Annotated in this window: 22 protein-coding genes and 1 other annotated feature; of the genes, 6 read left to right on the top strand and 16 right to left on the bottom strand. The window is 32.9% G+C overall.

Features of this window, described 5'->3' with window-relative positions:
- Entirely contained in the window at positions 1 to 5,568 is a 5,568-nt protein-coding gene (locus tag JOC75_RS24130) for a glycosyl hydrolase (protein WP_204952519.1), read from the bottom strand.
- Positions 5,569 to 6,025: 457 nt separating this feature from the next.
- Between JOC75_RS24130 and JOC75_RS02355 the strand changes: the two genes are divergently transcribed.
- Entirely contained in the window at positions 6,026 to 8,992 is a 2,967-nt protein-coding gene (locus tag JOC75_RS02355) for a glycosyl hydrolase (protein ID WP_204952518.1), read from the top strand.
- A gap of 158 nt (positions 8,993 to 9,150) precedes the next feature.
- Here the strand turns inward: JOC75_RS02355 and JOC75_RS02350 are convergent, their stop codons facing one another.
- The 4 genes from JOC75_RS02350 to JOC75_RS02335 form a co-directional block, all read right to left on the bottom strand.
- Positions 9,151 to 9,567 (bottom strand): GGDEF domain-containing protein, encoded by a 417-nt coding sequence (locus JOC75_RS02350; protein WP_204952517.1) that lies wholly within the window; start codon positions 9,565 to 9,567, stop codon positions 9,151 to 9,153.
- Between the two features lie 46 nt (positions 9,568 to 9,613).
- Positions 9,614 to 9,826: a hypothetical protein gene (locus JOC75_RS02345; protein ID WP_204952516.1), complete on the bottom strand. Its 213-nt coding sequence runs from the start codon at positions 9,824 to 9,826 to the stop codon at positions 9,614 to 9,616.
- A gap of 452 nt (positions 9,827 to 10,278) precedes the next feature.
- Positions 10,279 to 10,515, bottom strand: coding sequence for a hypothetical protein (locus JOC75_RS02340; RefSeq protein ID WP_204952515.1), 237 nt, complete (start codon positions 10,513 to 10,515; stop codon positions 10,279 to 10,281).
- 212 nt (positions 10,516 to 10,727) lie between these two features.
- Positions 10,728 to 10,946: a hypothetical protein gene (locus tag JOC75_RS02335; protein WP_204952514.1), complete on the bottom strand. Its 219-nt coding sequence runs from the start codon at positions 10,944 to 10,946 to the stop codon at positions 10,728 to 10,730.
- 570 nt (positions 10,947 to 11,516) lie between these two features.
- Here JOC75_RS02335 and JOC75_RS02330 point away from each other — a divergent pair.
- Both JOC75_RS02330 and JOC75_RS02325 read left to right on the top strand, forming a co-directional pair.
- On the top strand, positions 11,517 to 12,158 hold the full coding sequence (locus JOC75_RS02330) for a GNAT family N-acetyltransferase (protein WP_204952513.1): 642 nt from the start codon (positions 11,517 to 11,519) through the stop codon (positions 12,156 to 12,158).
- A gap of 900 nt (positions 12,159 to 13,058) precedes the next feature.
- Complete coding sequence (locus JOC75_RS02325) at positions 13,059 to 13,343, top strand: hypothetical protein (RefSeq protein ID WP_204952512.1); 285 nt, start codon at positions 13,059 to 13,061, stop codon at positions 13,341 to 13,343.
- Between the two features lie 645 nt (positions 13,344 to 13,988).
- Here JOC75_RS02325 and JOC75_RS02320 read toward each other — a convergent pair.
- Positions 13,989 to 14,501, bottom strand: coding sequence for a hypothetical protein (locus JOC75_RS02320; protein ID WP_204952511.1), 513 nt, complete (start codon positions 14,499 to 14,501; stop codon positions 13,989 to 13,991).
- Positions 14,502 to 15,111: 610 nt separating this feature from the next.
- On the opposite strand from JOC75_RS02320, the gene JOC75_RS02315 reads away from it, so the two are divergent.
- Positions 15,112 to 15,387: a hypothetical protein gene (locus tag JOC75_RS02315; RefSeq protein WP_204952510.1), complete on the top strand. Its 276-nt coding sequence runs from the start codon at positions 15,112 to 15,114 to the stop codon at positions 15,385 to 15,387.
- A gap of 96 nt (positions 15,388 to 15,483) precedes the next feature.
- On the opposite strand, the gene JOC75_RS02310 is transcribed toward JOC75_RS02315, so the two are convergent.
- The 4 genes from JOC75_RS02310 to JOC75_RS02295 all read right to left on the bottom strand — a co-directional run bounded on the left by JOC75_RS02310 (position 15,484) and on the right by JOC75_RS02295 (position 18,515).
- Complete coding sequence (locus JOC75_RS02310; protein ID WP_204952509.1) at positions 15,484 to 15,729, bottom strand: hypothetical protein; 246 nt, start codon at positions 15,727 to 15,729, stop codon at positions 15,484 to 15,486.
- A gap of 69 nt (positions 15,730 to 15,798) precedes the next feature.
- Positions 15,799 to 16,368, bottom strand: a complete 570-nt coding sequence (locus tag JOC75_RS02305; protein ID WP_204952508.1) for a histidine phosphatase family protein — start codon at positions 16,366 to 16,368, stop codon at positions 15,799 to 15,801.
- Between the two features lie 283 nt (positions 16,369 to 16,651).
- Positions 16,652 to 17,917, bottom strand: coding sequence for an MFS transporter (locus JOC75_RS02300; RefSeq protein WP_204952507.1), 1,266 nt, complete (start codon positions 17,915 to 17,917; stop codon positions 16,652 to 16,654).
- A 1-nt stretch (position 17,918) separates the two neighbouring features.
- The gene (locus JOC75_RS02295; RefSeq protein WP_204952506.1) at positions 17,919 to 18,515 is read right to left on the bottom strand and encodes a TetR/AcrR family transcriptional regulator; all 597 of its coding nucleotides are present in this window, start codon (positions 18,513 to 18,515) and stop codon (positions 17,919 to 17,921) included.
- A gap of 304 nt (positions 18,516 to 18,819) precedes the next feature.
- On the opposite strand from JOC75_RS02295, the gene JOC75_RS02290 reads away from it, so the two are divergent.
- Positions 18,820 to 19,143 carry a DUF3784 domain-containing protein gene (locus JOC75_RS02290; protein WP_338036541.1) on the top strand — a complete coding sequence of 108 codons (324 nt, stop codon included), beginning with the start codon at positions 18,820 to 18,822 and terminating at the stop codon, positions 19,141 to 19,143.
- 71 nt (positions 19,144 to 19,214) lie between these two features.
- On the opposite strand, the gene JOC75_RS02285 is transcribed toward JOC75_RS02290, so the two are convergent.
- From JOC75_RS02285 to JOC75_RS02270, 4 genes are all read right to left on the bottom strand, one after another.
- On the bottom strand, positions 19,215 to 19,823 hold the full coding sequence (locus JOC75_RS02285; RefSeq protein WP_204952504.1) for a hypothetical protein: 609 nt from the start codon (positions 19,821 to 19,823) through the stop codon (positions 19,215 to 19,217).
- A 201-nt stretch (positions 19,824 to 20,024) separates the two neighbouring features.
- Positions 20,025 to 21,269, bottom strand: coding sequence for a tyrosine--tRNA ligase (tyrS, locus tag JOC75_RS02280; protein ID WP_204952503.1), 1,245 nt, complete (start codon positions 21,267 to 21,269; stop codon positions 20,025 to 20,027).
- 46 nt (positions 21,270 to 21,315) lie between these two features.
- Positions 21,316 to 21,537: a binding site (T-box leader), on the bottom strand.
- Between the two features lie 15 nt (positions 21,538 to 21,552).
- Positions 21,553 to 22,092: a MarR family transcriptional regulator gene (locus JOC75_RS02275; RefSeq protein WP_204952502.1), complete on the bottom strand. Its 540-nt coding sequence runs from the start codon at positions 22,090 to 22,092 to the stop codon at positions 21,553 to 21,555.
- Between the two features lie 233 nt (positions 22,093 to 22,325).
- The gene (locus JOC75_RS02270) at positions 22,326 to 22,871 is read right to left on the bottom strand and encodes a hypothetical protein (protein WP_204952501.1); all 546 of its coding nucleotides are present in this window, start codon (positions 22,869 to 22,871) and stop codon (positions 22,326 to 22,328) included.
- A 268-nt stretch (positions 22,872 to 23,139) separates the two neighbouring features.
- On the opposite strand from JOC75_RS02270, the gene JOC75_RS02265 reads away from it, so the two are divergent.
- On the top strand, positions 23,140 to 23,589 hold the full coding sequence (locus tag JOC75_RS02265; protein ID WP_204952500.1) for an AraC family transcriptional regulator: 450 nt from the start codon (positions 23,140 to 23,142) through the stop codon (positions 23,587 to 23,589).
- 90 nt (positions 23,590 to 23,679) lie between these two features.
- On the opposite strand, the gene JOC75_RS02260 is transcribed toward JOC75_RS02265, so the two are convergent.
- Positions 23,680 to 24,369 carry a GNAT family N-acetyltransferase gene (locus tag JOC75_RS02260; RefSeq protein ID WP_204952499.1) on the bottom strand — a complete coding sequence of 230 codons (690 nt, stop codon included), beginning with the start codon at positions 24,367 to 24,369 and terminating at the stop codon, positions 23,680 to 23,682.
- 500 nt (positions 24,370 to 24,869) lie between these two features.
- A complete protein-coding gene (locus tag JOC75_RS02255) occupies positions 24,870 to 25,802 on the bottom strand; it encodes a metallophosphoesterase (RefSeq protein ID WP_204952498.1) in 933 nt (310 codons plus the stop codon).
- Positions 25,803 to 25,806: the final 4 nt, after the last annotated feature.

The raw sequence follows: 25,806 nt of genomic DNA, 5'->3' as shown, positions 1-25,806 counted from the left end.
TCACTTTCTTAATAAAAGCCGATTTCTTCCAATATACAAGAGACCAATTATGGTTAATAATCCACCAAGTAAAAGGGTATTATGTGTATTCGTCGCTGTGTCAGGTAGTTTCTTGCCATTTTCATCTTTTGATATACTTTGTTCAGGTTTATCTGTTTTTTGTTCTTTATCATTAGATTCATCATTATCTTTAGGTTCTTCAGTCGGTGGCTGATTGCCTATAGAATTTTCAAAAACAGTAAAGATTGTAAAGTGATCAGTTTCTGCCGTTACATAACCATCTTTTACTGTTCCCCCAATTGATATCCATTCACTTTTCTTTTCATCATAATAATAAATTTTTACTTTATTAGCATCTTTAAATTTATCTACTTTGAACTTAAGGGTTACTGGAGTATCAAATGTATCAATTATTTTTTTACCTTGAGTGATAGTAAAGTCATAAACAGGAGCTAAAGCATCCTTATTGTCCTTAAATTTTGTCATAGCGATTTGAACAGTTCCTTCTCCTGTTAAATTACTCGCTGAGATTAGTAGATCAACTTCACCTTTCTTCAGATGAATAACAGCATTTTTTTCTTTTAATGCTTTCACTTGGTTTGAGTCAAGTTCTACTATAACTTTTGTTTGATTTTTCAGTTCCTCAAGATTTAACTCTAGAGTGCCATTGGTCGTTAGTTCCTTGATAGCATCTAAATTAATAGTAGCTTTATTAGTCGATGCATTAAACTTAGGCTTTACTTGCACAATTGGCTTTGTTACTGGATCCTCTGTACCTGGATCCTCTGTACCCGGGTCTTCTGTACCTGGATCTTCTGTGCCTGGGTCTTCAGTTCCCGGATCCTCTGTACCTGGATCTTCTGTGCCCGGATCTTCTGTGCCTGGATCTTCTGTACCTGGATCTTCTGTGCCTGGATCTTCTGTGCCTGGATCTTCAGCAACTTCAATCAATCTGACATTATCGATAACGATATTATATGGTGTTGTTAAAGTAGGATCAGCAGCAGTTTTACCTAAACCAATCAGTAATTGCTTTACTCCATCTGCCCCAACTTCAATAATTTTCTCATGTGTTTGCATTGTATCTGTCACTGTTAAGGTTTGCATACCGCTTCCTTGTACCTCAGCATACACAGGTCGCTCTATCTCTGACTTTGCATCAAAGGCAAGCTTATAAGTTCCAGCTGGTATATCAAGGTTTTGTAATAATTGAATATGCCATAACTCCCAACCTGGTTGTTCAACAGTGACATTTAGCTCTTTATTATTAACCGAGAATATCGCTTTTCCTCCATTTGGGTCATGCTCTCCCATATTAAAGATGTTCCAGCCTTCAACTAGTTCATCTGGAGCTTTACCAAAGTTAGTAGTCGTATCAAATCCACCATCAATAACAAGGTTTTCGCCAATTTCAACCCAATCTTTCACAGGATCTGGTTCAGGTTGAGATAATTGCTCTTCAACCTCCACAATTCTTACATTATCAATAACTACATTATATGGTACTGTAAGCTCAGTGTCAGCAGCTGCTTTTCCTAATCCTATTAATAGCTTTGCCGTCCCATCATTGCTAACCTCTAGAATTGTTTCATAGGATTTCATCGTATCATTTATTGTAAATGATTGGCGATCTGTACCTTGAAGCTCAACATATAAAGGACGTTCTAAATCAGATTTTGCATCAAAAGCAACTTTGTAGGTACCTGCTGATAAATTCACGTTTTGGAACAACTGGATTTGCCACCAGTCCCAACCAACTTGTTGGATTTTAGCGTTTAATGCTTCATCAACAACAGAGAATTCTGCAAGTCCAGCACCTGTCTCAAAATCACCTTGGTTATGAATGTTCCAGCCTTCAATCGGATTGTCACCATTTCCAAATTCTGTTGTGGATTTAAACTCACCATCGATCACAAGGTTTTCTCCAACCTCTACCCACTCTTTTTCAGTTTGATCAGGAGGATTGCCTTCACCCTCAACAGTAATATTTTTTTCTAATATATTATTATCAAAGCTTGATTCTACAATATTTTTTTGGTTATTTACATTTACCTTTATTTTATTTGTTCCTGCTTTGGCAGTCCATGATCCAGGAGAACTCCAATCACTTCTTAAGCTCATTGTTACAGTTTCACCAGCTCCGATTGGTGTACTTACTCCACCCCAACCAAGGACCTCACCATTTACTTGCATATCAAAACCTACTGCACCATTTCCATCTTTCGCTGTTGCATTTCCTTGATTTTCAACTACAACCTGGAAGGTAACAGTATCTCCTGCTTTTGGTTCAGCTGGTTCCCAAGTAAAGTCTTTTAGCACAAGCTCAGCTTTACGAGTTATGTTAATTGCATTGTAAGGTAGCTGAACTTTCGCAGCAGATTTGCTGTTTACTTTTACATCAATTGCTGATTCAGGAGTTAGGTTAATAAGCTCTACCTGAACTCTACCATAAGAAAAGTTGTTATAAGCTCCAGTAATTTCCGCACTAGTGTTATCACTAGTAATCGTTTCAAAGCCTTCTGAATGATCTAATTTATGAGGAGCAAAAAGCTCTGTGCGATCGATTGTTCCATCATTGTTAAAATCATAAGATAGCTTTACTTGTATAGCTGCATCGGTATTTGTTGCAGCGTCTACTTCTAATTCATAAACAGATGATCCTGATCCTTGGTAATCACCAAGAACATCCTTCACCTCATACATAACAGAATTATGATCAGCTGATAAGCGATCGTTTACTTCTGTGCCACCTTGTTCTTTTAATAAAGTACGAACAGGAAGTGAACCTAGTGAACGTAAAAATAGTTCATTTGTTTTTGGTGGATCTTCTACTAGTATCTCTTTACTTAACACATTATTTTCTACATTAACTTCTTCAAAGCCTCTTGAACCATTATCAGGGTTATTTACATGAGCTGTAATGGTTTGAGTACCCTTTGTTGCTGTCCAGCTTGTTGCTGGTGAAGACCAATCAGCTCGTAACGCTAACTCAACTGTTTCACCTGGTGTGATTGGATCACTGCTACCACCCCAGCCTAGCAGCTCATCGTTAACATTTATGATCATACCTACAGCACTATCTGAGTTTTTCGCTTCTGTGTATCCTTGGTTCTGAACTTTCACCTTAAACGTAATTGTATCACCAGTTGCAGGTACGGATGGGTCTGTTATAATATCCGTTACAACTAAATCTGGTTTACTAGTATCACTTAAGTTCGTGTTTCGTACTGTTGATCCTACTGAATTTGCAGGAACGATCAGTTCAACTGCTGGACTAGAAGAATCAATACTTGTGAAGGTAACCGTTTTATCTTGATTATCAGGATTAAAAGCCATGTATGTTTTTACACCATCTTTATCAAAAACAGCATACATGGATGTATCCGCTGTTACAGAACGGTCGACATTTCCTAATTCAGCAAAGTTTGTTATCCATTGATATGTGTGTGCTTTTGATTCACCATACTCTGCAGCATAATCTGTTGTGTTGAACTTTTCTAATGCAGTTGCAGGATCGTACATGGCTTGATACATCCAGAAAACCTCTGCCCATTCCTGTTCAACACCACCATTTTCTTCTACCATTGTGTTGTAATTGGCTTTCATATACTCAGGATCAAAACCAAGGTAGAAGGATGAAGCAGTAATTGGAAGCATGTTGATTCCATGCACTTCTTCACTGTTTTTTGTCCACCATACTCGGTACTCACTACCTGAAGAAAATACCATTGGCGCATATTCATACTTATATTCTTCTGGTAGATTCATATTATCAATATCAAACCAATAATTATTAATGGCGTCTACTTCAGTCGTGTACATGTAAATACCAGCATCACGAATCTCATCGTTTCCTGTTGCTTCACCCCACATAATCATTCCTGCCCATGCGTTAATGGATTCAGAGGAGGATTCTTGGTTGTTTCCTGGTTCAGCTGTAACAGACCCATCACCACCATAAAGATCTGTTCCATTTCCAGATGCCCAAGCATGTCCTGCATAAGGATCAAAATTTCTTAGGTATGGGAACATTGATGTATCTGTTCGGTCCCAGTTGGCCATATCTTTTATTAAAAGCTCTACCATTTCATCAAAATCATTGGTAGTTGCCCAATTGTCATTTTGCTCAAGTAATGCTGCAGCATATACCCAGTAGCCCCAGTGGAAATGGTGATCATTTATTGATGTTTCAGCACCGAATCCATTTGGGTAACCAAGTAAAGTACCCCAGTTATTATCATAATAAAAGAATTTTTTATCTCGATCAGCCGGAGCTGTAAACCAATCAGCTAGCTCATTTTCCATCGCTACTTTAAATTTTGTTGCAGCTTCATTGTCACCTAATTGGTTTGCAATTGGTAAAAGCTGAGATAACCGATTTAAGTTTTTACCAACCCAGTATGGCCCATCACCCTCAAGCCCTGGACGTACCAATTGTTCTTCTGCTTCCACTTGATCAACGAGCTGTTGAAGTCTAGTTTTATCTGCTCCTAATGTTGGCATATAAGGTAGCATACCGTGGTAAGTAAGAACTGTTGTAACAGAGTTTCCTGCAATTGTCTTCATTGTCCCTCTTGGGGAGCGATACTCGTAATCTAGTAATTCATTCGTTGTGTTTCTCCATTGATGAGGATAAAGAGCCATAATTGTGCTTTTGTCTTTTCCTGCTTCTTTTAATTCTGTTGTAACAGAAAGGTTAGTTGTAACTTTACTCGTTTGTTCATCATAAGAATAATCTACCTTAGAATCGGTAATAAACGAATAAGCATGTTGCTCATAAAAAGCCAAAGTTTCAGTGCTTGAATCTGGTAATACAGCAATCGATATGTAGTCAGTTCCAGATGGTAGCTTTGCTGTAAATGTATTTGTATCTAATCCAGTCCAAGTGGTTCCTGTTGGGGCAAAAACACCGTAGTGGTTTCCATTAATTGTTACTCCTAATACAGAGCTATCTTGATTTCCACTCCAAACCGTTGCTTGTCCATTTACATGAATTTGTGGGTTTGTATTAGAGTATGTTGCAAATATATATGGACTACCATGAGAGATTGTTGTTTTTAATTTCTTAGACTTGTTCGCATTTTCAAATAATAAATCAACAGCCCAATCACTGTATCCATCTACTAATGCAGCTTCAGCGGTGAGTCCTTCCCCACCTAATACAAGATCTTTATCTTTATCTTCATATAATGCATTTACAAAATCTTTACCGTCTTCGCGTGTGTTAGGTTCAACGGTTACTTCTGGGTAATCAATTCCTAAACCCTGATCATAAGCTTTTACAGCTAAAGGATGAGGATATATTGCACTTGAAAAATCCTTCCATATGGCAGAACTCCACCATTCGTTTGTTGGAATTGCACCTTCAAGGTTAATTGTTTTAAATATTTCACTTTGAGGGCTTCCATAATTTAATCCATCAATCGATGTTCGGTAGTTACCAGCACCTACTGAAACAGTGCCTTCATCTTCAGCAAATACTGAAGTAACAGGTAGAATAGTAGATAACAATAGGACAATAATAGATAACATAGCTAAATATTTTTGGTGTTTGGACCTACGTTTCAATTCGTATTACCTCCTGAATATTTATTAACTATCTGGTCAGTATTTAAAATCATCACCTCCTTGCAAAAATGAAGGAAATCGGTTTCTTTAAATAGAAAAAAATAATAGAGGAAAATCGATCCCTCAACTAAAGAAAGCGCTTTCTATTTTATTATAAAAAAAGATTTATTTTTTTGTCAAGGTTTATTGCAGTCCATTAAACTAATTATTTTTATAGATTATGTCTCGAGAAAATATTTAAGGCCTATTACTTATTAAAATTAAGGCTTAATAAAATATACCTATTTCTAGATGGTAAAAAAGTAATTTTATATGAAAATATTCTCAATTTTCTCATTTTATATTGACATTTATTCCAATTTTGTGAAAAATTGTTCAAGAAAGCGGTTTCTAATTTAAAGGAGGGATAAAAGGTTTTAACTATACGCTTTCACTAACAAAAATTAGGAGGGTTCTGATGCAAAAAGCTTACATTTATATTCTACTTTTCACGATGTCATTGATGTTAATGCCTACTCAATTATCTGCTTTTTCTGGTGAAGAAACACTTGGTGCAGGATCATATTCTACTGTTCTCCCACCTGGTGCGACTGATGTACAAAATCAAATTTATAAAACAGATCAATTTCAAGGAAAAATGCCTACAAATGATTGGTGGAGTAATCTAGCATGGGATAAATATTCAGAAGCTCAGTACCCACATCCTCTAGCAGTAAAAAACCAAGAGGATGGATTTCGAATCTATAACCCTAGTTCAAGAATTACAGCAAATTCCTCCTGTGTATGTGGATGGATAAATGATATTCACGACTTTACTGTTGGGCATTCGAATGCTACTACCTTTCCTGACACTAAGGTTAATTCATCTAACGATTGGTTTGTAAGCGCTTTATACAAGAATAACAACAACTCTATGGAAGTCACATATGGTCATGGATCACCTTATGTTTACTTTACTTTTACTGGTGGAAATCCACAATTATCCTTTTATACAGCACCTACTGTTTGGTCAGGAAACTCGTCAAGCTCCGTTTTAGGTATAACAATTGAAGGAAGTCATTATGGACTGTTTGGACCTTCTGGTAGTACATGGAATGGAATAGGTGGTAAAACCCTTACCAACAACTTAAATGGAAAAAACTACTTTTCAATAGTTGCCCTCCCAGACAAATCACCAGAGACTTTAGCTAAATTTAAAGAATATGCCTACTCACATGTTTCAGACACAAAAGTTGATTGGTCTTATGATGAAAACACTAGTAAGATTACAACAACATTTACTACTACAACAGATGTAAAAGAAGGTTCAAAGTCTGGTACCATTTTTGCATTGTACCCACATCAATGGAAAAATACGAATAAATCATTACTACCTTATACTTATCAATCAGTTCGTGGTTTAATGAAAACAGCAGAAGGAAATTCATTCAAAACAACAATGGATTTTACCGGGGTGTTACCTTCTCTACCTGATAAAGGATCTTATGATAAAAATCAACTAGCTCAATATGTAGATGAAGCAGAGTCTGAGGACTATTCAAATACTCCAGATACTTATTGGGTTGGAAAACGTTTAGGAAAATTGGCTACACTTGCACCTATTGCAGAGCAAGTTGGTGATGATAATGCGGCCACTCAATTTAGATCTGAAATTAAAAATAGATTAGAAGACTGGTTTACTGCTAGTGATGAAGCAGGAAGTTTAAATTTATCTGAATTATTTTACTACAATAAGACTTGGGGAACAGTTATTGGATATCCGGCTAGTTTTGGTAGTGCAGCAGAATTAAATGACCACCACTTCCACTATGGTTATTTTATAAAAGCTGCTGCTGAAATCGCGCGAGTAGATCAGGCTTGGGCAAGTGACTCTAAATGGGGAAAAATGGTCGACTTATTAATTCGTGATATAGCCAATCCTGATCGAAATGATCAAGACTTTCCTTTCCTAAGAAACTTTGATCCTTATGCAGGACATTCATGGGCATCAGGTCATTCAAGGTTTGGGGATGGCAATAATAATGAATCCTCTTCAGAAGCGATGAACGCTTGGGCAGGCTTAATTCTATGGGGAGAAGCAACTGGTGATAAAACAATTCGTGATCTAGGTATCTACCTATATACGACAGAAATGAATGCAATAAATGAATATTGGTTTGATGTAAATGATAATATACATCATCCAGACTTCACTCGTTCTACTGCTAGTATGATTTGGGGTGGCAAAACAGTTGGAGATGCAGTTTGGTGGACAAACAATCCTGAAGAAGTACATGGAATTAACTGGTTACCAATTACAGGTGCTTCCTTATATTTAACACATTATCCAGATTATACAGCTAAAAATTATAACACTCTAGTTTCAGAAAACGGTGGCACAAATTTTAACGTGTGGGAAGATCTAATCTACATGTATCGTGCGATTTCAGATGTAAATGATGCCAAATCATCATTTAATTCAAGAATTTCAAGTATGACTCCTGAGGCAGGAAATTCTAAGGCAAATATGTACCATTGGATTTATAATTTGGATGCAATCGGAAATGCGGATCCGACGATCACTGCTGATTATCCAATTTATGCTGTCTTCAATAAAAATGGTAAGAAAACATATGTCGTATATAATATGACATATGAAACAAAAACAGTTCGTTTCTCAGACGGCCATACTGTAACAGTAGAGCCGAATAGCTTTAATACTGGAAATGGAAGTGGCAACGAAAATCCTAATCCAGATCCAGATCCGGATCCAGTTCCAGACACAATAACCATCCCTGCCAAAATTGAAGCTGAAAATTATACAAATATGAGTGGAGTTACCCATGAAGCAACAACAGATAGTGGTGGCGGAGAAAATATTGGCTACATTGATACTGGAGATTATTTAGATTATGCGATCAATGTCCCAAAAGCAGGCGCTTATAAGGTTGAATATCGTATAGCTAGCCAAACATCAAATGGTCAGCTTCAATTTAAATCAGATACAAACACTTTAGCAACAACAGATATTCCTAATACTGGTGGCTGGCAAAATTGGGAAACCATCTCAACAACAGTTAATTTAACTGAAGGTGAACAAACGATCAGACTTTTTGCATCTGGATTTGAGTTTAATATCAATTGGTTTTCAATCGAACCAATTTCTACTAATGAGCACAAAACGGATGACTTTACCGTAAATGCAATTAGCCAGTCTGAAGATCAGGTAACGATTCAATTTACACCAACAACTCCAGCAAAATATGTTGACATCCATTTTTTAACTAACAATACAAATCAACATAATCTTAGAATGACAAACAAAAATGGAGTATGGGAACAAGTTATCTCTGGTTTAAAACCTGGTGATAAAATTGAATACTGGTTTACGTATGAAAAATCCGGTCCACAATATGAATCACCACATTATACGTATACCAAATAAAGAAAACAAATTTATAATGTATATAAACTAAAAAGAATAGCTATAGCGCTAATGTTGGTTGTACCTTACTAAACCAACATTAGCGCTATTTTTTCGCTTTTACAAGTTGTTAATTTCCGTTACATCCATTCACTTTAAAGGTTATTTTATGATATTTATTAGTATTGAATCACCTTATTTTGGTAATACAATGATACAGAATTCCTACCTATTTCTTTAGAATGGTACAGAACTTCATCAGCTTTCTGGATGAGTTGATCTTTTTCTATAGGATACGTTGAAGTAGAATGAGCAATACCAATACTAATGGTTACGCTGTTAGTAACTGTTGAGGTTTGATGTTTGATTTTTAATTTATGAATAACCTTATTCAAATCTTTAGCAATATCAACAACTTCTTCAACCGTTTTCCCATTTAATAAAACAAAGAATTCTTCTCCCCCGTACCTTGCAAAGAAACCCTCGGACATATCTACTCTATTTTTCAAAGATTGAGCAACTAATTTTAAAATTTCATCACCCTTTTGATGTCCGTATGTATCATTAAATAACTTAAAGAAATCTATATCAATCATTAAAACAGTGCTGGATATTCATTTTTAGGGTTTATACCTACTTCCCCTATATGCTAACTAACAACCCGTTAATCCATAGCTTCGACATATTAGAAATAAGTGGTAAATAAAGTGCTTTTTGCGTTGTAAGGCTATCTTCATTTACTTTAATATTCAATTCATATGTGGCATATCCCACACCTGATAATGTCTCATTATTCAGTTCAGTACCCATCCACATATGCGGAAAGGATACAAAAACTGTCGGATGTTCAGACATTGTTCAGGTCCTACAAGTTTATCCCAATAAATCCCCCATTCTCCGCTCATTTCTACATATTTATGTTCATTAAAGTTCATATCACGTAAATCAAGCAAACCGTTTTATGCGATTATCTCCCTCCCTTTAAATGCAAAACTATTGGTGGGAGAAATATAAAACTAGTTGATCCAATCAGTTAAAAATAATAAAACAACTCTTTTTATCCTCACTACATTTATCTCTCCACTCATTTTCTTTTCTTCTCTCAATTGTGGAATGACTCAGATGATGTACCATTTATTTTTATGTAAATTTAGAGCTCTTCTCTATTTAAAATATTTCATTAAAACCCCTCGAATGAAGAGCTATTTTATACAACAGATTACATATACGTGACTTTCTCCATAAATCTGTAAAATATAGGCTAGGAAAAGAATAGATCCTAGCCTCATGTTTTATTTTTTTCAAAACTAGTAGTGTTTCTTTTGTCTATTATTGTCATCTTCATCCATAGCTCCTGCAATGAGGTCATTGAGTAGACAACGACGGACTGCATTACAAAAAACTTCACCCTCAATAAAAGCATTGACTTTGACTTTAAAGTCTTCATCGAAAACTCCTGCTAGATTTTCTACTTTATCTGAATCTAAAACTGATCGTTTATAATAGGTTTGGTTACCATTTCTGTCGTATTCTCTTCTTATCATTGTAAATCCTCCTTCCGATATAAAAATTAAAAAAGAATGTAACGATTTTCCTAGATTAATCAGCCTTTTTATCATCTAGGTTAAACTAGAGGTTTAACTGAGATACGTTTTGGTGAATGATAGTAAACTTTTGAAGTAGATCTTGAAACAGAAAGTTGGTTTCGATAATAAATTCCGATTGATGTTCAATCGGAATCTATTACTACTTTTTGTTAGTATCTATGACGTTTTTTCGGGCGATCTTCTTCATCTAACAGACCATTAACAAGGTCATTAATTAAGCAACGACGAACAGCATCACAAAAATCTTCTCCATCAATTGATGCACGTACAGGAACTTTAAAGTCTTCATCGAAAATATCAGCTAAACGCTCTAATTTTTCATCAGAAACACCTGCTACATTGTTATTATTTCTTCTATAGTTTCCCATTAAATTACACCCCCTTATTAATTCTTAATGTATTATACGTTTAACATATTAAGAAGGAAGGGCAAATGTAATTACTATCAAAAAATGTGCTAGTTTCCGTCTAAACCGAAAACACTCTCGAATACAAGAACTTAAATTTTCAAATCAACCTAATCAACTAAAATCTTTACTGGTTACTAAGAACAATTTGAAAGAATATACGAAAGATAATAACAAAAATGACATCTCATCATTCATTTGCTAATAAGCTTACACTATTGAAAAAAAGTTAAAATATCCATTTATTTTTCCAAAAGAAAAGGAACATTGTTAAATATGGTATAAATAGACCGATATTCCAAAGAATAATATTGAAAAAGTATTAAACGTTTATACTAATAAACCATTTAGATACACCTTATTTAGCATACTCCCTAATAGAAAAGGAGTACACTTGTTAGTAAATTTATTAATTGTCAAAACTATAATAATCGACTGAATGCAAGCAATATCTTGTCATGATTAGAAAATGTACCTATTTTTATTATTTAAAATTATCTTGTTTATTTACGAAAGGGGTTTTCATGAGGTATGGAAATTAATTGGTTTGAATGGTTAGGATACTTAGCTTCTCTTATTGTGCTTATTTCTTTATTAATGAGTTCAATAATCAAGCTTAGATGGGTTAATTTAATCGGATCTAGCTTGTTTTCACTTAATGGATTTTTAATTGGTGCTTTACCTGTAGGCTTTATGAACTTAGGGATCGTAATTATTAATATTTACTATCTTGTGAAAATATATAGTGCTAGCGCTAAGCAAGAATACTTTAAGCTCCTCCCTATTGAGAAGGATTCAGAGTATTTTAACCACTTCCTAGAATTTTATAAAGAAGGACTTAAGAAATTCACAGATCCCGCTAAGCTCATAGCAAATCATTACGAAGTGAGCTTTTATATTTTACGAAACATGGTACCAGCAGGTGTATTTTTAGGGTCTAAGCACGATGAAAATACGTTAAAGGTTGAACTTGATTTTGTTATTCCAGAATATAGAGATTTTAAAATCGGTAGCTTTATTTATGAAAACAGCAAAGACCACTTTTTAAATAAAGGCTATAACAGACTAATTAGCTATACAACTCATGAAGAACATATCGAGTATTTACGAAAAATGGGTTTTGAGAAAAAGAAAGAAAATGGTAGGGATTATTTCGAGAAGATTCTAACATAATAGTGAAATAATTGTGTGAGTTATTTATTCGCGTAAAACAACATCCAATTGCTAGTAGGTAATAATTAGTTAAGATCTCTAAGATTTATTTAAAAAGCCCCTCCAATTAAAGGGGCTCTTTAAATTACTTACTAGTGCAGTAATCTTCTATCTGCCTTTTACATAAATTGTATATATCACAATTTTTTTAGGATTTATACCATGCGACTTTTTTTAACTGTTTCATTGATCCCCCACCTAGGAGTCCAATTTAACTGATGTTTAGCTTTACTAATATCTAGGCTTAACATTTTTGCCTCATGTACATCTGTTTGTTGATCAATAGTCCAGGTTCCTTCTCCCCATTTTTCAACCACTAAACGAAAAAGGTTAGATATACATAAACAAGCAAAAAGCTTTTATAGATAGTTACTTCTAGGTATGTAAAAGTTTAGATGATTAAATAGTTGGTTTTGCAATGTGATTTGTCGTTTGTTGTCGAAAAACTAATATATCTTGAATTAGTTCAAATAAAACGTTCAAACTAGCAAATAAATATAGAAAAGAAGCAAATATAATCAAAAAAGAGCAAATATAATAGACAACATAGCAAATATCCCGACCGAATAGATAATTTAAAGGGTGTAATCCTCATTAAAATGGATTACCCCTCCTTTAAAACATTAACAACAATGTTTTAATATGACATATTCGGGAACTATTAATAATATCTACATATTTGAAACAGATGGTTACCACTTAAAAATAAAATTATGATAGAATTTACGAGCAAATAATAAAACAAAGCATGAATTATGTTCACAAAAAAAATTCTTTTTAATAACAGCCTGACAAACATCTCTTTATATAGAAGTTACGTTTTCAGGTAACAAATTATAGATAATTACTGGAGGTTATAACATGAACGAAAAAGTGGATTTAGTGGCACTAAGAGAAGTATCGAGAGAAGAGTTTCTTGATCTAGCTCAAAATGGGGCAAGAGAATTATTTGAACTTGAAAAATATAAAGTGTTTGATGCGTTAAAAGGTGAAGAGCAAAATTACTTTGTCTATGAAATGGGAACACACAAATGCTTTTTAATTAATCAAGATACATGCTATCAATTAGTTACATCATTTTATTGTGGTGGAAATAAACCAACGATTCTTGAAGGCTTAAACAATATTGCTTCTTCATTAACATAACAGGAATCGTCAATACATAGAGAATATTAGTAATTAAGAGAACTCTTATATAGGGTTCTCTTTCTCTTTATAAATATCTTTCCCCCCCATTGGATATCAACAGAAAAATATGGTAATTACAAGTAAGAATATAGGATAATACCTAAAAGGAGTGATAATAATGGATCTTCTTACTAGTGTATTATCTTTTGTTGGAAATATTGTATCTGCTTGGTCAATGGCAGCTTGGAGTTACTTTCAAGAAAAGTTAGGAAACGGTTAAACCTTAAAAGAGGCTGGGACATAGGTATTTTAAGCTAGTGATAAACCCGAATTATAAGGTGATATTTTAATTAATCATTCGCCTAATAGTTCGGGTTTTTACTTGCCATTTTCAATAGATTTTTTGATTTTGTATACGATTTTTAAGAACTAGTGGAATGGAGCGGAAGACACTCGACTCCTACGGGAATAGAGGAAAGGCTAAGACCCCACAGGCGCTTGTGCCGAGGAGGCTTAGCTTCCTCCCCGTGGAAAGCGAGTGTCTGCAGCATAATGAAACGAACTTATTTTTTTAACTTAACTGATTTAGATTTATTCCTCTTTTTATATGATTTCTTTAATTATGTCCCAGCCTCTTTTTCTTATAACCTAAAAAAGCTGGATTTAATTATTCATATTACGAAGCTCTCTTGCTAAAATAGAGCGCCTAAACCCCTTTTGGTGAAGCAATTCTTTTAACTCTTGTGAAGTTAGATAAGATAGGCGAAGATGATAATAGTTTATGTATTCTATTAAAGCAAAGCAGTACAAAAATAAATAAAATCCATTGAAAGTAATTGGAGAGTATCCAATATTTTTCAGATAGATAAAAAGACCTATACATAATAAGAGCACGTTAATTCTTCTAAACCAACGGAATACATGTAATTGTCTTTGTGATAAATGATAGCTTTTGTTATGTTTGACTTTACTCCATTTTAAATACCAATAGATACTGCCCTGTAAAAGAATAAATTCGAGCAAAAGAAAGGCATAGATGTTTTCTAAAGAAGTAAGATGAGCGTCGAATGTATCCAAAATATTAATATATAGTACCCAAAGAAATGCAAACATGACTAATGCAAAAAATTCACCAGACATTAAACTAAATAATTTCTTTTCAACGTTTTTCTTCACTGTTGTCCACCTCTTATAATTCAAACAAACACTAAAATACAGCTGAAAAATATTACTACTATCAAATATGTTAATCTACAAATTAACGTAATATGAAAACTTTTCTTTGAGTTCCTTGACTTATAATTCAAAACCAAAGAGTAAATTAAATAAAAAACAAGTTTATATTTAGTGATAAAGCTGAATATACAAATATAGAGATCCTATTAATCCAGATATTGCTAAAATAGATTTGAATAGTGTATTTAAACTCCAATTTATTATACAGTTATAAATTAGACCAACAGTTATGATACCCAATGCAATCTTCCCCAGAAGTAAGAAATCAAATAGTAAGAGACTAATCGCATAAAGTAAACTTCCTATAAAAAAAGACAATTCAAACATGATATGTAAAGGGTGTATTTGTTGTTCGTTTTTTAGCTTTTTCATATCTTTTTTTAAAGCAAAAAGAAATCCAATAATTATTCCACATGTAAGCAATATTTTTAAAATTAGAACAAAAATGAAATTCACGCCTTTCTAATTTCTTTACAGTTATTGTATTTAAATGCTGTAGTATGTGATAAAATTTATTTACTAAATATTCCATTTGTAAAGGAGGTAAAAGATGAGTTTATCATTTTTAGGTTTTTTGAGTATTATTTGTGCTCTTTTAATAACGGTAAATAAAGAAAAGTATAAATGGCTAGTAGCTCCAGCAGGATTTAAACAGAAACCAAAGATTGCGATAGCCTTTTATTCCATTCTTGGAGCTTTACTTATGTTAAGTTCCCTTGTAAATAATCCTTACATAACTAATTTTATTTTACCTGTGTTTGTAATCTGTTTATGCTTACTTACAATCTTAGTTATAAATGCAAAAGGATCGCAATCAGCAAGTTAATTAGTTTGAATAACTTATATAAAAGGAAGCGGTGATCAATAATATGATTCCGCTTTTTTACTTTTAATTCTACTAAATTCAGCTATACCTTACTTCTTAGGTTTTCTTCATTCGTTTCACTATAAATATGATTAGTACAAATAAATGAATAATTAGGATGACTGGAAAATATAAATTATTTATAGCTCGTAGAAATTTTGCATCATTACTTGTTGTCGTATTACCTTCAAATAAAGCAAATTCTTCTGCCCCTATCGTAGCAATATCTAAAACGACTCCTATCACAGAGAAAAAGATCAAGCTATAAATCCATATAGCAGATTTAGATAGTAATATTTTCATGACTGTTCTCCTTCTGTGCCTTATATTCGTGCAAAAACTAAAACTAGATTAGAACAAACAGATAATCTATTAACCATTAACTAATCTTTCAACCTGCAACAATTCTTGATTCTCAAATTCCATTCTATATATATCTGGCTTAGTTGTATTTAATAGAAAATCCAAATCATATTTTTTGTCATAATAGCCCATCATTAGCGTCATGATGACTGCATGAGTACTAATAACGACCTTGCGTCCTTTGTGCGTTATTAGTAATTTCTGTAAGATTTCTATTGCACGCTTTCTGCATTCCGAATTTGACTCTGCACCAGTTAATGAAAAGCTATCATCATCAAAGGATTTCTCTACTAAAGGCATTAGCTCTGAGTCAGACATTCTAGTCTCTTTTACTGTAAAAACTCTTTCTCTAAAATCTTCATATACCATAACTTCTTGCCCTAATTCTTCCGCTAGCTGCTGCACCGTCAATGTTGCACGAAGGTATGGGCTTGAAACGACGAGGTCAATTTTCTCTTTCTTTAGAATCTCTGTAACACTCCGAACTCCCTTTCTTCCTAATTCGGTTAAACCTCTCGTCCTTTCCTCTCCTTCTTTAGGCGAATCACAATGTCTAACCATATATATATACGTTTTCATAAAAGCACCTCAATGTTAAAAATCTATTTATTAACTAATATAAAGCTGTAAAAACAATTAAGTATCCGAAATCCTAGCAACCATTGATAGAATAGCTAAACTCAAATTAAATATTAACATATTTTTACAGAATTATAGTGGAATTGTTGAAATAATTATGTAGCTTAGATTTTCTATAGTAGTGACTAATTAATTTTGGATATATAAGCATTTGTCCCTGCTGATCAAATAAGCACGTTTGCTATTAGTTAACATACAAATATATACTTCTAGTTACGATCAATTAGCTTACATTAGTAATAGAAATCTTTTCTTCTTTGCGATTCTGTTTTATTCGATAAATAATAATTAATGATATAAAACCAAATACACCATAAATTATTGATATTTTAAAAGGCTGTATATATTGCATAAGTGGTACAAATAGAAATGCACATAAACCACCTATATGTCCAATTACATCTAGAATACTTAAGTATGTACTTCTATGTTCATCTGGAATTACATCAGCTGAGATTGTTTGTATTACTGGAGAATATATGATTTGACCAATTGACATTATAGCCATAGCCATATATAAAATTGATGGTATTTCACCCATACTAAGAGCTATATATCCTATAAAAAACAACAATACACCAAATATTAGAGATTTAATTTCATAGACTTTCTTCAATAGATTAGTGATAGCAAAAGTTAAAAAGAAAATGATAAGTGTATTTTCACTTCTTAAAAATCCTAAAATTGTATATCCCTCTGTTTCAAATATATTTACATAATGTACACTTAAATAATATGGTAATTGATTATTCATCAATGAAAGAATTAAAGTTAGCAAAACTAAGAATCGAAAAATAGGAGCTTTTAGCATATGCTGATAAACTCTAAGTTTATTACTATTAGGTTTTAATTGATTTTTTACACGGATATTATTTGTTTCCACTTTTCGCTTAATAAAATGATCCTGGATAAAAATTGCTATACAGATACATGATAAAATAGAACTACAACCAACTAAGAAAAATAATAAAGAAGAATACTGCTTAAATAGAAAACCTCCTAATATACTCCCAAGTGCAAAAGACAAATTTGACACCCATAGAAGTACAACATAGACAGATTTACGATTTTTATTTGTTGTTTCATCAATGATAAAAGCACTATAAGCTGGACCTGATAAGCCAGAAAAAAAGTAAATCAAGAGAAAACTAATAAATATAATAGCGATAAGCATTTCAGTAAAAACACTTGAGAAACAGGCTAGAAAAAAACCAATTCCAATTCCTATTTCCCCCAATATAATCATTTTCTTCCTTCCATATTTGTCTCCTAGCTTTCCTCCTAGTAACCCTCCTATTATTCCAGCTATCCCTACACCTAAAACCATCAATGAAGCTTTGTTAATTCCAACGTGATCAACAAAATATACGACAACATAAGGCATAACCGTTGCGTTAAAGAAGACAGATATTAACAAAAGTACAATTCTTAACTTAATCATTTTACTAAATGAATGATAGTCTTTAAGAAAACCAAATTTACTCAGCATTTTATAAAATTGGTCCGAACATTCTAATTGCAATTGAAATGAATTCGTTCTGCTCCTCTTCACTTGGATTATTGGCATATGAAAGGACTGTTCCGAAAAGAAAATTAATATAAGCTACCGATAACCTATCTGCATCTCCATCTATAAGCTGTCCTACCGCCTGACCGTACATAATAAATATTTTTATATCATTTTGAATTAGTTCTGTGTGTTGAGTAATCATTTTAAATTCATTTGGAAAACGTTCATGCTGGGCGATAACTTGAACGATTAATCTCAGGTAAACCTTCATGTTAGAGAATAATATGAAGTGTTGCTTAATCATTTCCTCTAATTCATCAATAATTGAAGTTGGATGTTTATTAAAATTCAAAAAGCTATCTACAAACTCTTCTAAAGGTTGTTCAATACAAATAGCAAATAATGACTCTTTACTTCCATAATATGAAGCAACACTTCCAAAACTCACATTAGCTTTTTGGGATATATCAGACATAGTTGTTGCTTCATAACTTTTCATACTAAACAATTCAGTTGCTGCATGAAGTACATCTCTTTTTTTCATTTCTAATGTTCTTTTATTTTCACTATTTTTCATTAATATTCACTCCACATTCTATAAACAATACCAAAATGATTGATTAATCAATCATTTTGGTATAAGAATAATCCAATCGGAAATTTTTGTAAATACTTTCTGTTAATTCTCTTAGTAAATTCTTTAACTAGTCATACTATTCTTAAATATGTTAACCAAGTAATTATCATAGAAGTATAAATATTCGATACATTTTGTGATCGCTTAACACTTTTTGAAACCTATGAATTACTTCAAACGTATAAATATCAAAGGTATGATCATTAATTTTAACAAAGCAATTCTCAAAAAGGTGGTAATTAGTGTGATCGGAGCACTTGTAAATTTCATTATTCTTATTCCGTTTTTAATTTTCGCTATAATCCTATCAAAAGGTAAAGGAGCATTCCTGCTTGCAGGTTATAATACAATGTCTGAAAGTGAAAAGGCTCAATATGATGAAGTAGCATTATGCAAATTTATGGGGAAAATTATGTATGGTGTTAGCTTTTGCATCCTATTATTTGCATTCAGCGATATAGTGGAAAACCAGGCTTTATTTTTGATTGCTCTTATTTTACTAATCTCTATCATCATATTTGCGTTAATATACACAAATACAAAAAAAAGATTTAAAAAGAATGGATAAAAATAAAGAGGACTTCTGATCATGAAGTCCTTGTGCTAATTATGTGTATTAAGGTATTTGCTTATCTCTCTTTATATGATAAATTCAAAGCCTGTAGCTTCTTTAAATGGTGCTTTATATTCTTTAAAGATAAATTTTATTTCTGAAGAATCATCTGGTACAGATGGTGTTACAATAAAAGTATATGATGTATGACCTCCGGAGCCTCCCCCTCCCTCGTTTTGACAGTCGTATTCAGTTCCTTTGCCGTCATCTACTACTAGACCAAACCAAGTGTGTTCACGTTCTCGAAAATCCCAATTAATTTCATCAGTATCTTCTCTATCAATGCTGAAATGAACAATACTAGCATTTTTATATTGGCGGATAAAAGTTACTGAATAAAATAACTCATCTTTTTCAAAAAACCTTAAGATTGGAATATTTCTAACAAAGCCTTTTGGCACAACTATAGGTTTATACATCTCTTCACTTAGAAGTTCTGCAAATACCCCATTTAGAAAATCTTCATAAAAACCATATTTTTTCGACCAACTACTAATAAGTTTCTTTGTTGGAAAACCAGGATTATTAGACGAAAGATCTTTTCGTTGTCTAATTAGCTCACATATTTTTTCATCTACATCTTCAATTCTTTCATCATAATGCTTTGTTGGTGGTTCAAATGGTAAACGTTTCATTATTAATCCTCCAAAGTTAAAGTGTTATATTATTTTAACATAAATTGGAAGATGATCATTGTTGTTGTCACACTGACGCTAGTTTAGTAGAAAAGCAGCATTCCTGATTAAATAGAAATGCTACTCGATTGGGGAATATAGTTATTGTTGCTTCATTAAGCCAAAGCTTCTAGTTCTTGGTTTAAGTAATAAAACCGCTCATCACCTTTTGATCTTTATAAACTTCCGTTTACCAACTTGTAGTATTAATCCATCGGTAACAGCTATTTTTAATTGTGTATCTTCAATTCTTTCTCCATTTATTTTTACTCCTTTATTTTCAATCATTCTTCGAGCTTCACTTTTTGAGCTTAATAATTGTAAATCAACTAGTAAATCAAGAATTAAAATTTGATCATTTCCGCTCCATTTGACCTCAGGCATTTCATCAGGAATTGACCCTTTTTGGAAAACTGAGACAAAATGCTGCTCTGCACTGTTCGCTTCTTCCAAACCATGGTACATTTCAACAATGGTTTTGCCTAATAGCATTTTCGCATCTCTTGGATGAAGTTCATCAGAATGTAACTGATTCTTAATGATCTCAACTTGTTCAGGTGTAAAAGCTGTCACCAACTCAAAGTATTTAACCATTAACTCATCAGGAATGGACATGGCTTTTCCGTACATTTCCTGAGGGCTCTCATCAATACCGATGTAGTTTTTCTTAGATTTAGACATTTTCTCAACACCATCAAGTCCTTCCAATAATGGCATTAGTAAAGCGACTTGCTTTTCCTTGCCAAACTTTTCTTGAAAATGTCGTCCCATTAAAATATTAAAATGCTGATCAGTTCCACCAAGCTCAATATCAGATTCTAAAACAACAGAATCGTACCCCTGCATCAATGGGTAGAAAAATTCGTGTAGAGATATTGGCTTTCCTAAAGCAATACGTTCCTCAAAATCATCTCTTTCTAAAAGTCTTGCTACCGTAATCTTGCCAGCAAGCTGTATTACATCCTCAAAGTTTAGATCAGATAACCACTTTGAATTATAATGGAGCTCAACCTTTTCCATATCGATTACCTTTGCAAATTGTTCGAAATATGTTTTCGCATTATGCTTCACTTCATCCTCTGTTAATTGCTTTCTTGCCACTGACTTTCCTGTTGAATCACCAATTTTTCCAGTGAAATCACCAATAATAAGTTGAATGTTGTGACCATTATCTTGAAACTGCTTCATCTTGTTAAGAACCACAGTATGTCCAAGGTGTACATCTGGAGCTGAAGGATCTAACCCTAATTTGATTTTCAGTGGTTTATTTTCAAGTATTGATTTTGCAATTTTCTTTTCTAACTCTTCTGTTGGAATAATATCTTGAACTCCTTGACTGTAAATGATCATTTGCCTTTTTACTTCTTTTAATTGTTCCTCTTTTAACTCTTCTATGAAATTACTCATTATTGTTCCTCCTAAAAAAATCAATATAAAAAACCACATCCCCAAGAAAAGGGACGTGGTTAACTTCTGCACGCGGTACCACCCTAATTGAAGGAACTTCTCCTCCCACTTTACGATTAACGGCTCGTCCGTTCTTTGCTACTATCTTTTTCACAAAGAATGCTCAAGGTCTGTAATTCATCATTATCTTTGCGTCGATTTTCACCACCCATCGACTCTCTGTAAGCAGGGAGATAATGACTACTGAATAACCTGTCATCACTTTAAAATATTTAATTGTATATTAAAAGTTATTTTCTCGTATTACCCTTCTAAGTAGCTTAGAGATATCTTTTTTCTCATCGGTAGCTAAACTTGAAACAATCTCTACTTCACCTTTATGAAAGGTTGGATATATCTTTTCCATAACGTCTTTACCTTTTTCGGTTATCGTAACGTAAGTGATTCGTCTATCTCTGTTATCTACCTTTCGATAACACAGCTCTTTTCGTTCCAAAGTTTTTGTAATATTGCTTATTGTTGCTTTTGAAACACCAGCCGATTGTGCTAATTTTTTCGTTTCCACTGATTTCCATATCCACAAATCATAAAGCAGAGAAAATGAAGTCCATGATAACCCAAACTCAGATAGCACTTCTCGTTCCATTTTGTTTCTTAGCCCTTGAGCAACTCTATAAATATTCGTTACAACAGAGATAGCATCTAAATCAAGTGAATCTAAAGGTAGCTTCGCTAAGAGATTTATTGTATCTTTCTCATCAGATAACAATTCCCCATCATCATCAAAAGCATGAATAATAATCACCTCCGTTTGAATTTTCATAATCGTTAGCTACGAAACGATAATACCAAAAAATTTTTTTCTTTGCAATAACATGTTAAGGATCTCTTGTCAGATCAATAATTAGGACTAGGATTTTCTGAAAATTATTTCGCTCTGAAATTTGAACTAAGTTCACTTCACATATCGAACGTATTTACTTTAATTCAAAAAAACACAATTCCTTTTGGAAAGTACTAAAACAAATCTTCTGATTATTTTAACACCACCATAAATTATTTTAAGATAATATCTATATCTTCAGCTGTAGGGTTTTCTTCAGTATAGGCAATCCAATACATATATTGCATAGAAAAATCTTCTGTGTATTCTTCTTCATATGTTACTGCTTTTGCCATCTCTCCAAGTACTTTAACACCTTTCACATTCGAATTCTGTGGTTGTTTATCTGATAAAAGTAGAGTTACAGATGGACCATCACTTCTTCCAAATATCATTCCATTTACCTCTTGATCTAACAGTGATAACGTAAGATCATCAGGTCCAGCAACCCATTCTAATTTTCTATCATGATTTTTTAAGATAACAAGATCTGGATTATGATTATTACTATTGATATGGTTATTTTTAAAAATTACATAAATAAAGTTACCTTTAATATCATAATCAATTATTTCTTTTTCTTCCAACTTATTTTCTGCCATAGTCCTCAGGATTTCTTCTTCTAAAGATAGATTTTCAGTATCAGTAGGTTCCACATCATCCTTTGAACAACCAATCAATATAATCATGATGATAAAAGTTGAAATTAAAGCTTTCATAAAATCATCCCTTTACTTAAAAATCCTCTTTTAATGAGTTTACCTAATTTTAACATAAAGTTTTTTAACCAAGGACATTTTTAATAAGGCACTTTATTACGAAAACACCCTTCAATAAAACTGTCTAACTACCTATATGCTGTCACAGCGTCTCTCACACTCTATTTCATTTCATTAAATTTTAAAAATTAACATGTATCTTTTTTTTAAGCATGCTACATTCGTACTGTAACAAACAAAAAATATGTTTTGAAAGGCAGGAGGAATAATGAAATACAAAATCGAAACATTACCAACCTACCGGATTGCTTATTTACGACAAGTTGGTCCATATGGTCCAGCAAATATCGAAGTAATGGAAAAGTTAAAAAAATGGGCAAGTGAGGAGAATTTACTTAAAGATTCGATTTTATTTGCAATTCCATTAGATAATCCGGAAAAAACACATCATGATCATTGTAGATTTGATGCTTGCATAGTACTTCCAGAGAATTACCCGGTTATTGATTATGTTCTTGAAGGAGAAATTATTGGTGGGAAGTATCTTGTTTTTGAGGTAAAACATACTGCAGATGATATTAGTAAGGCATATTTTGATATCCTTCAATTCCTCCAAACTAGTGGTTATAAAATAGAAAATAAACCAATCATGGAAAAATATATTGGTGATATTGATAGCAGCCCTTATTGCGAAATATGTGTTCCTGTTGAACAGTAATAGTTAAAACTAATAAGAACAAGTCGCTTAGAATATTTGTAGCTTCTTGTTCTTCAAGCTTTAAAAAAGAATATTCCTTAAATTAAACACTTAAAGTAGTTCATCTTCTATCCCCATTTTTTTAAGTGCTTTATTTAAAATCTCTTTATCAATTTCATTCACTAAAAGGTACTTTTCTTTGTAAATTGTTTTTATCGCTTTTTTTATATCTTCTTTACTATTTTTAGTACTAGATAGATTTTTAATAAAAAGATTTAAGTTAAAATCTTCCATCCCTTCATGCAAGGGTGGTTGTAGATAAGTTATTTGTTCGTAATTTTCATAGTGATTTCTAGAAAAAAATCTGTTTCGATTTATACACTCTTTCTTTTCTTCTTCAGTGTGAGCCATTTCTTCTGTTTCAGTTTCTAAAAATATGGCTCTAATTGATGAGTTTCCTGCATGAATCGCATCAGCTTTTAACAAATCCTCTATTTTAGCTAAAGTTTTTGTACCCACTCCATTATTTTGCTGTTGTGGATTCGTGACAATATAGACAATAAATCCAGAATTTATCTCTGCAAAATAATGAGCAGTCGCAAATGATACAAGATCATCTCCAATAAGACCAACCAGGAAATGAAAATTATTTTGATTGATCATTTTTGCATACGTTAAACTTCTATGAAAAATACTATGGTGTTCTCTCACTTCTATTGGAAAAGCTTGATCGTATAATTTCATTACAGCTTCAAAGTAAGATAGATTTTCATTAGTTACTTCAACCCATTTGATTGTCATACATCTAGCCACCTAGTTAATATTTCTATTCATAATACTACAAAAAAGAAGCTAGGACATAAGTATTTAAGCTAATGACAAACCCGAATTATTAGGTGATATTTCAAGTAATATTCAATAGATTGTTTGATTTTGCTTACTATTTTTAAGACCTTAGTGGAATGGAGCGGAAGACACTTGACTCCTACGGGAATAGAGGAAAGGCTGAGACCCCGCAGCGTAGCGAGGAGGCTCAGCTTCCTCCCCGTGGAAAGCGAGTGTCTGCAGCGCAATGGAACGAACTTGTTTGTTACAACTTAACTGAAGTTAAATTTATTGGTCTTATTGTATGATTTCTTTATTTATGTCCCAGCCTCCTGAACACCTTACATCTATTTATGAGATAGTGATATTTTTCTTCTATTGATAATGTTATTCGTGGAGTAAATATATACACCTTATAGTATTTTCTCTAAAATAGTTCATTATCAATTCTTCACCTTTTATTCTACCTTAAGAATCTATTTCGCTCTTAAAGTAATTAACCCAATACTTGGTCTATTAAACAATCTAAATTGAGCGAACCAAGGGCCACTTACACCTAAGCCGTTGTTGACATACTGTGTATGATTATCAACAGTATGAACACCTGTAACATTTACTTTACCTGGTAAAAAGCCATGATTTGGTGCATATAATGGACCGATTATTGGTAATTGAAATTGTCCTCCACGTGTATGACCGTTTAGACTAACATCCCAATGTCTCCATTCTTCTCCTTTATCATTTAACTCTGATGTTCGATATTCGCGTATTGAAGAATCTTCTTTGTCAATTTCTGTGGGACGATGTGCTATTTCAATTGTAAATGGATTCTGCTGCTGCTTATATCGAGCATTAAACTGTTCACTTGCCTCGATTAATCTCTCTGGAGTTTCGTTTGCACCCACTTCATTTATGACAACATATGGATTCGTTTTTAGCCAGATAGATTGCTCCCCTTTCTTAATTTCTTGACCTGGGTATAATGGCTTAACATCATATTTAATAAACAGATCATAAAAGCGATTTCCTTCCTTAAGTGCAGCTGTACTGTTATCAGCGTCTTTATCACCTAAAATAAAATACATTTCTTTATTTTTCGGCATACCCTTCAATAAGTTTTCTAAAGGCTGTAAATCTTCTTCGTCATCAGAAGCATAATCTCCAGTGAAAACAACCAATTCATATTTTTGTTTAGTAATCAAATCTACTAGCTTTTCTTGATTTCTACCAAACTCTCTTCCGTGTAAATCAGAAATCTGTAAAATTTTATAATTGTCGAATTGGGCTGGTAAACGATCATGGTCAATTGTCACATTATCAACTACTACAGAATTATTGCTCCATATTGTACCTAGTATAAGTAAGATAACGGTCGCAACCACAATCATTACAGGATTTAGTTTTTTCATTGTT

The organism is Metabacillus crassostreae (genome assembly GCF_016908395.1).
Classification (GTDB): Bacteria; Bacillota; Bacilli; order Bacillales; family Bacillaceae; genus Metabacillus; species Metabacillus crassostreae.
Note: the sequence above shows the minus strand (reverse complement) of the source record. Positions and strands in the feature narration are given on the sequence as shown.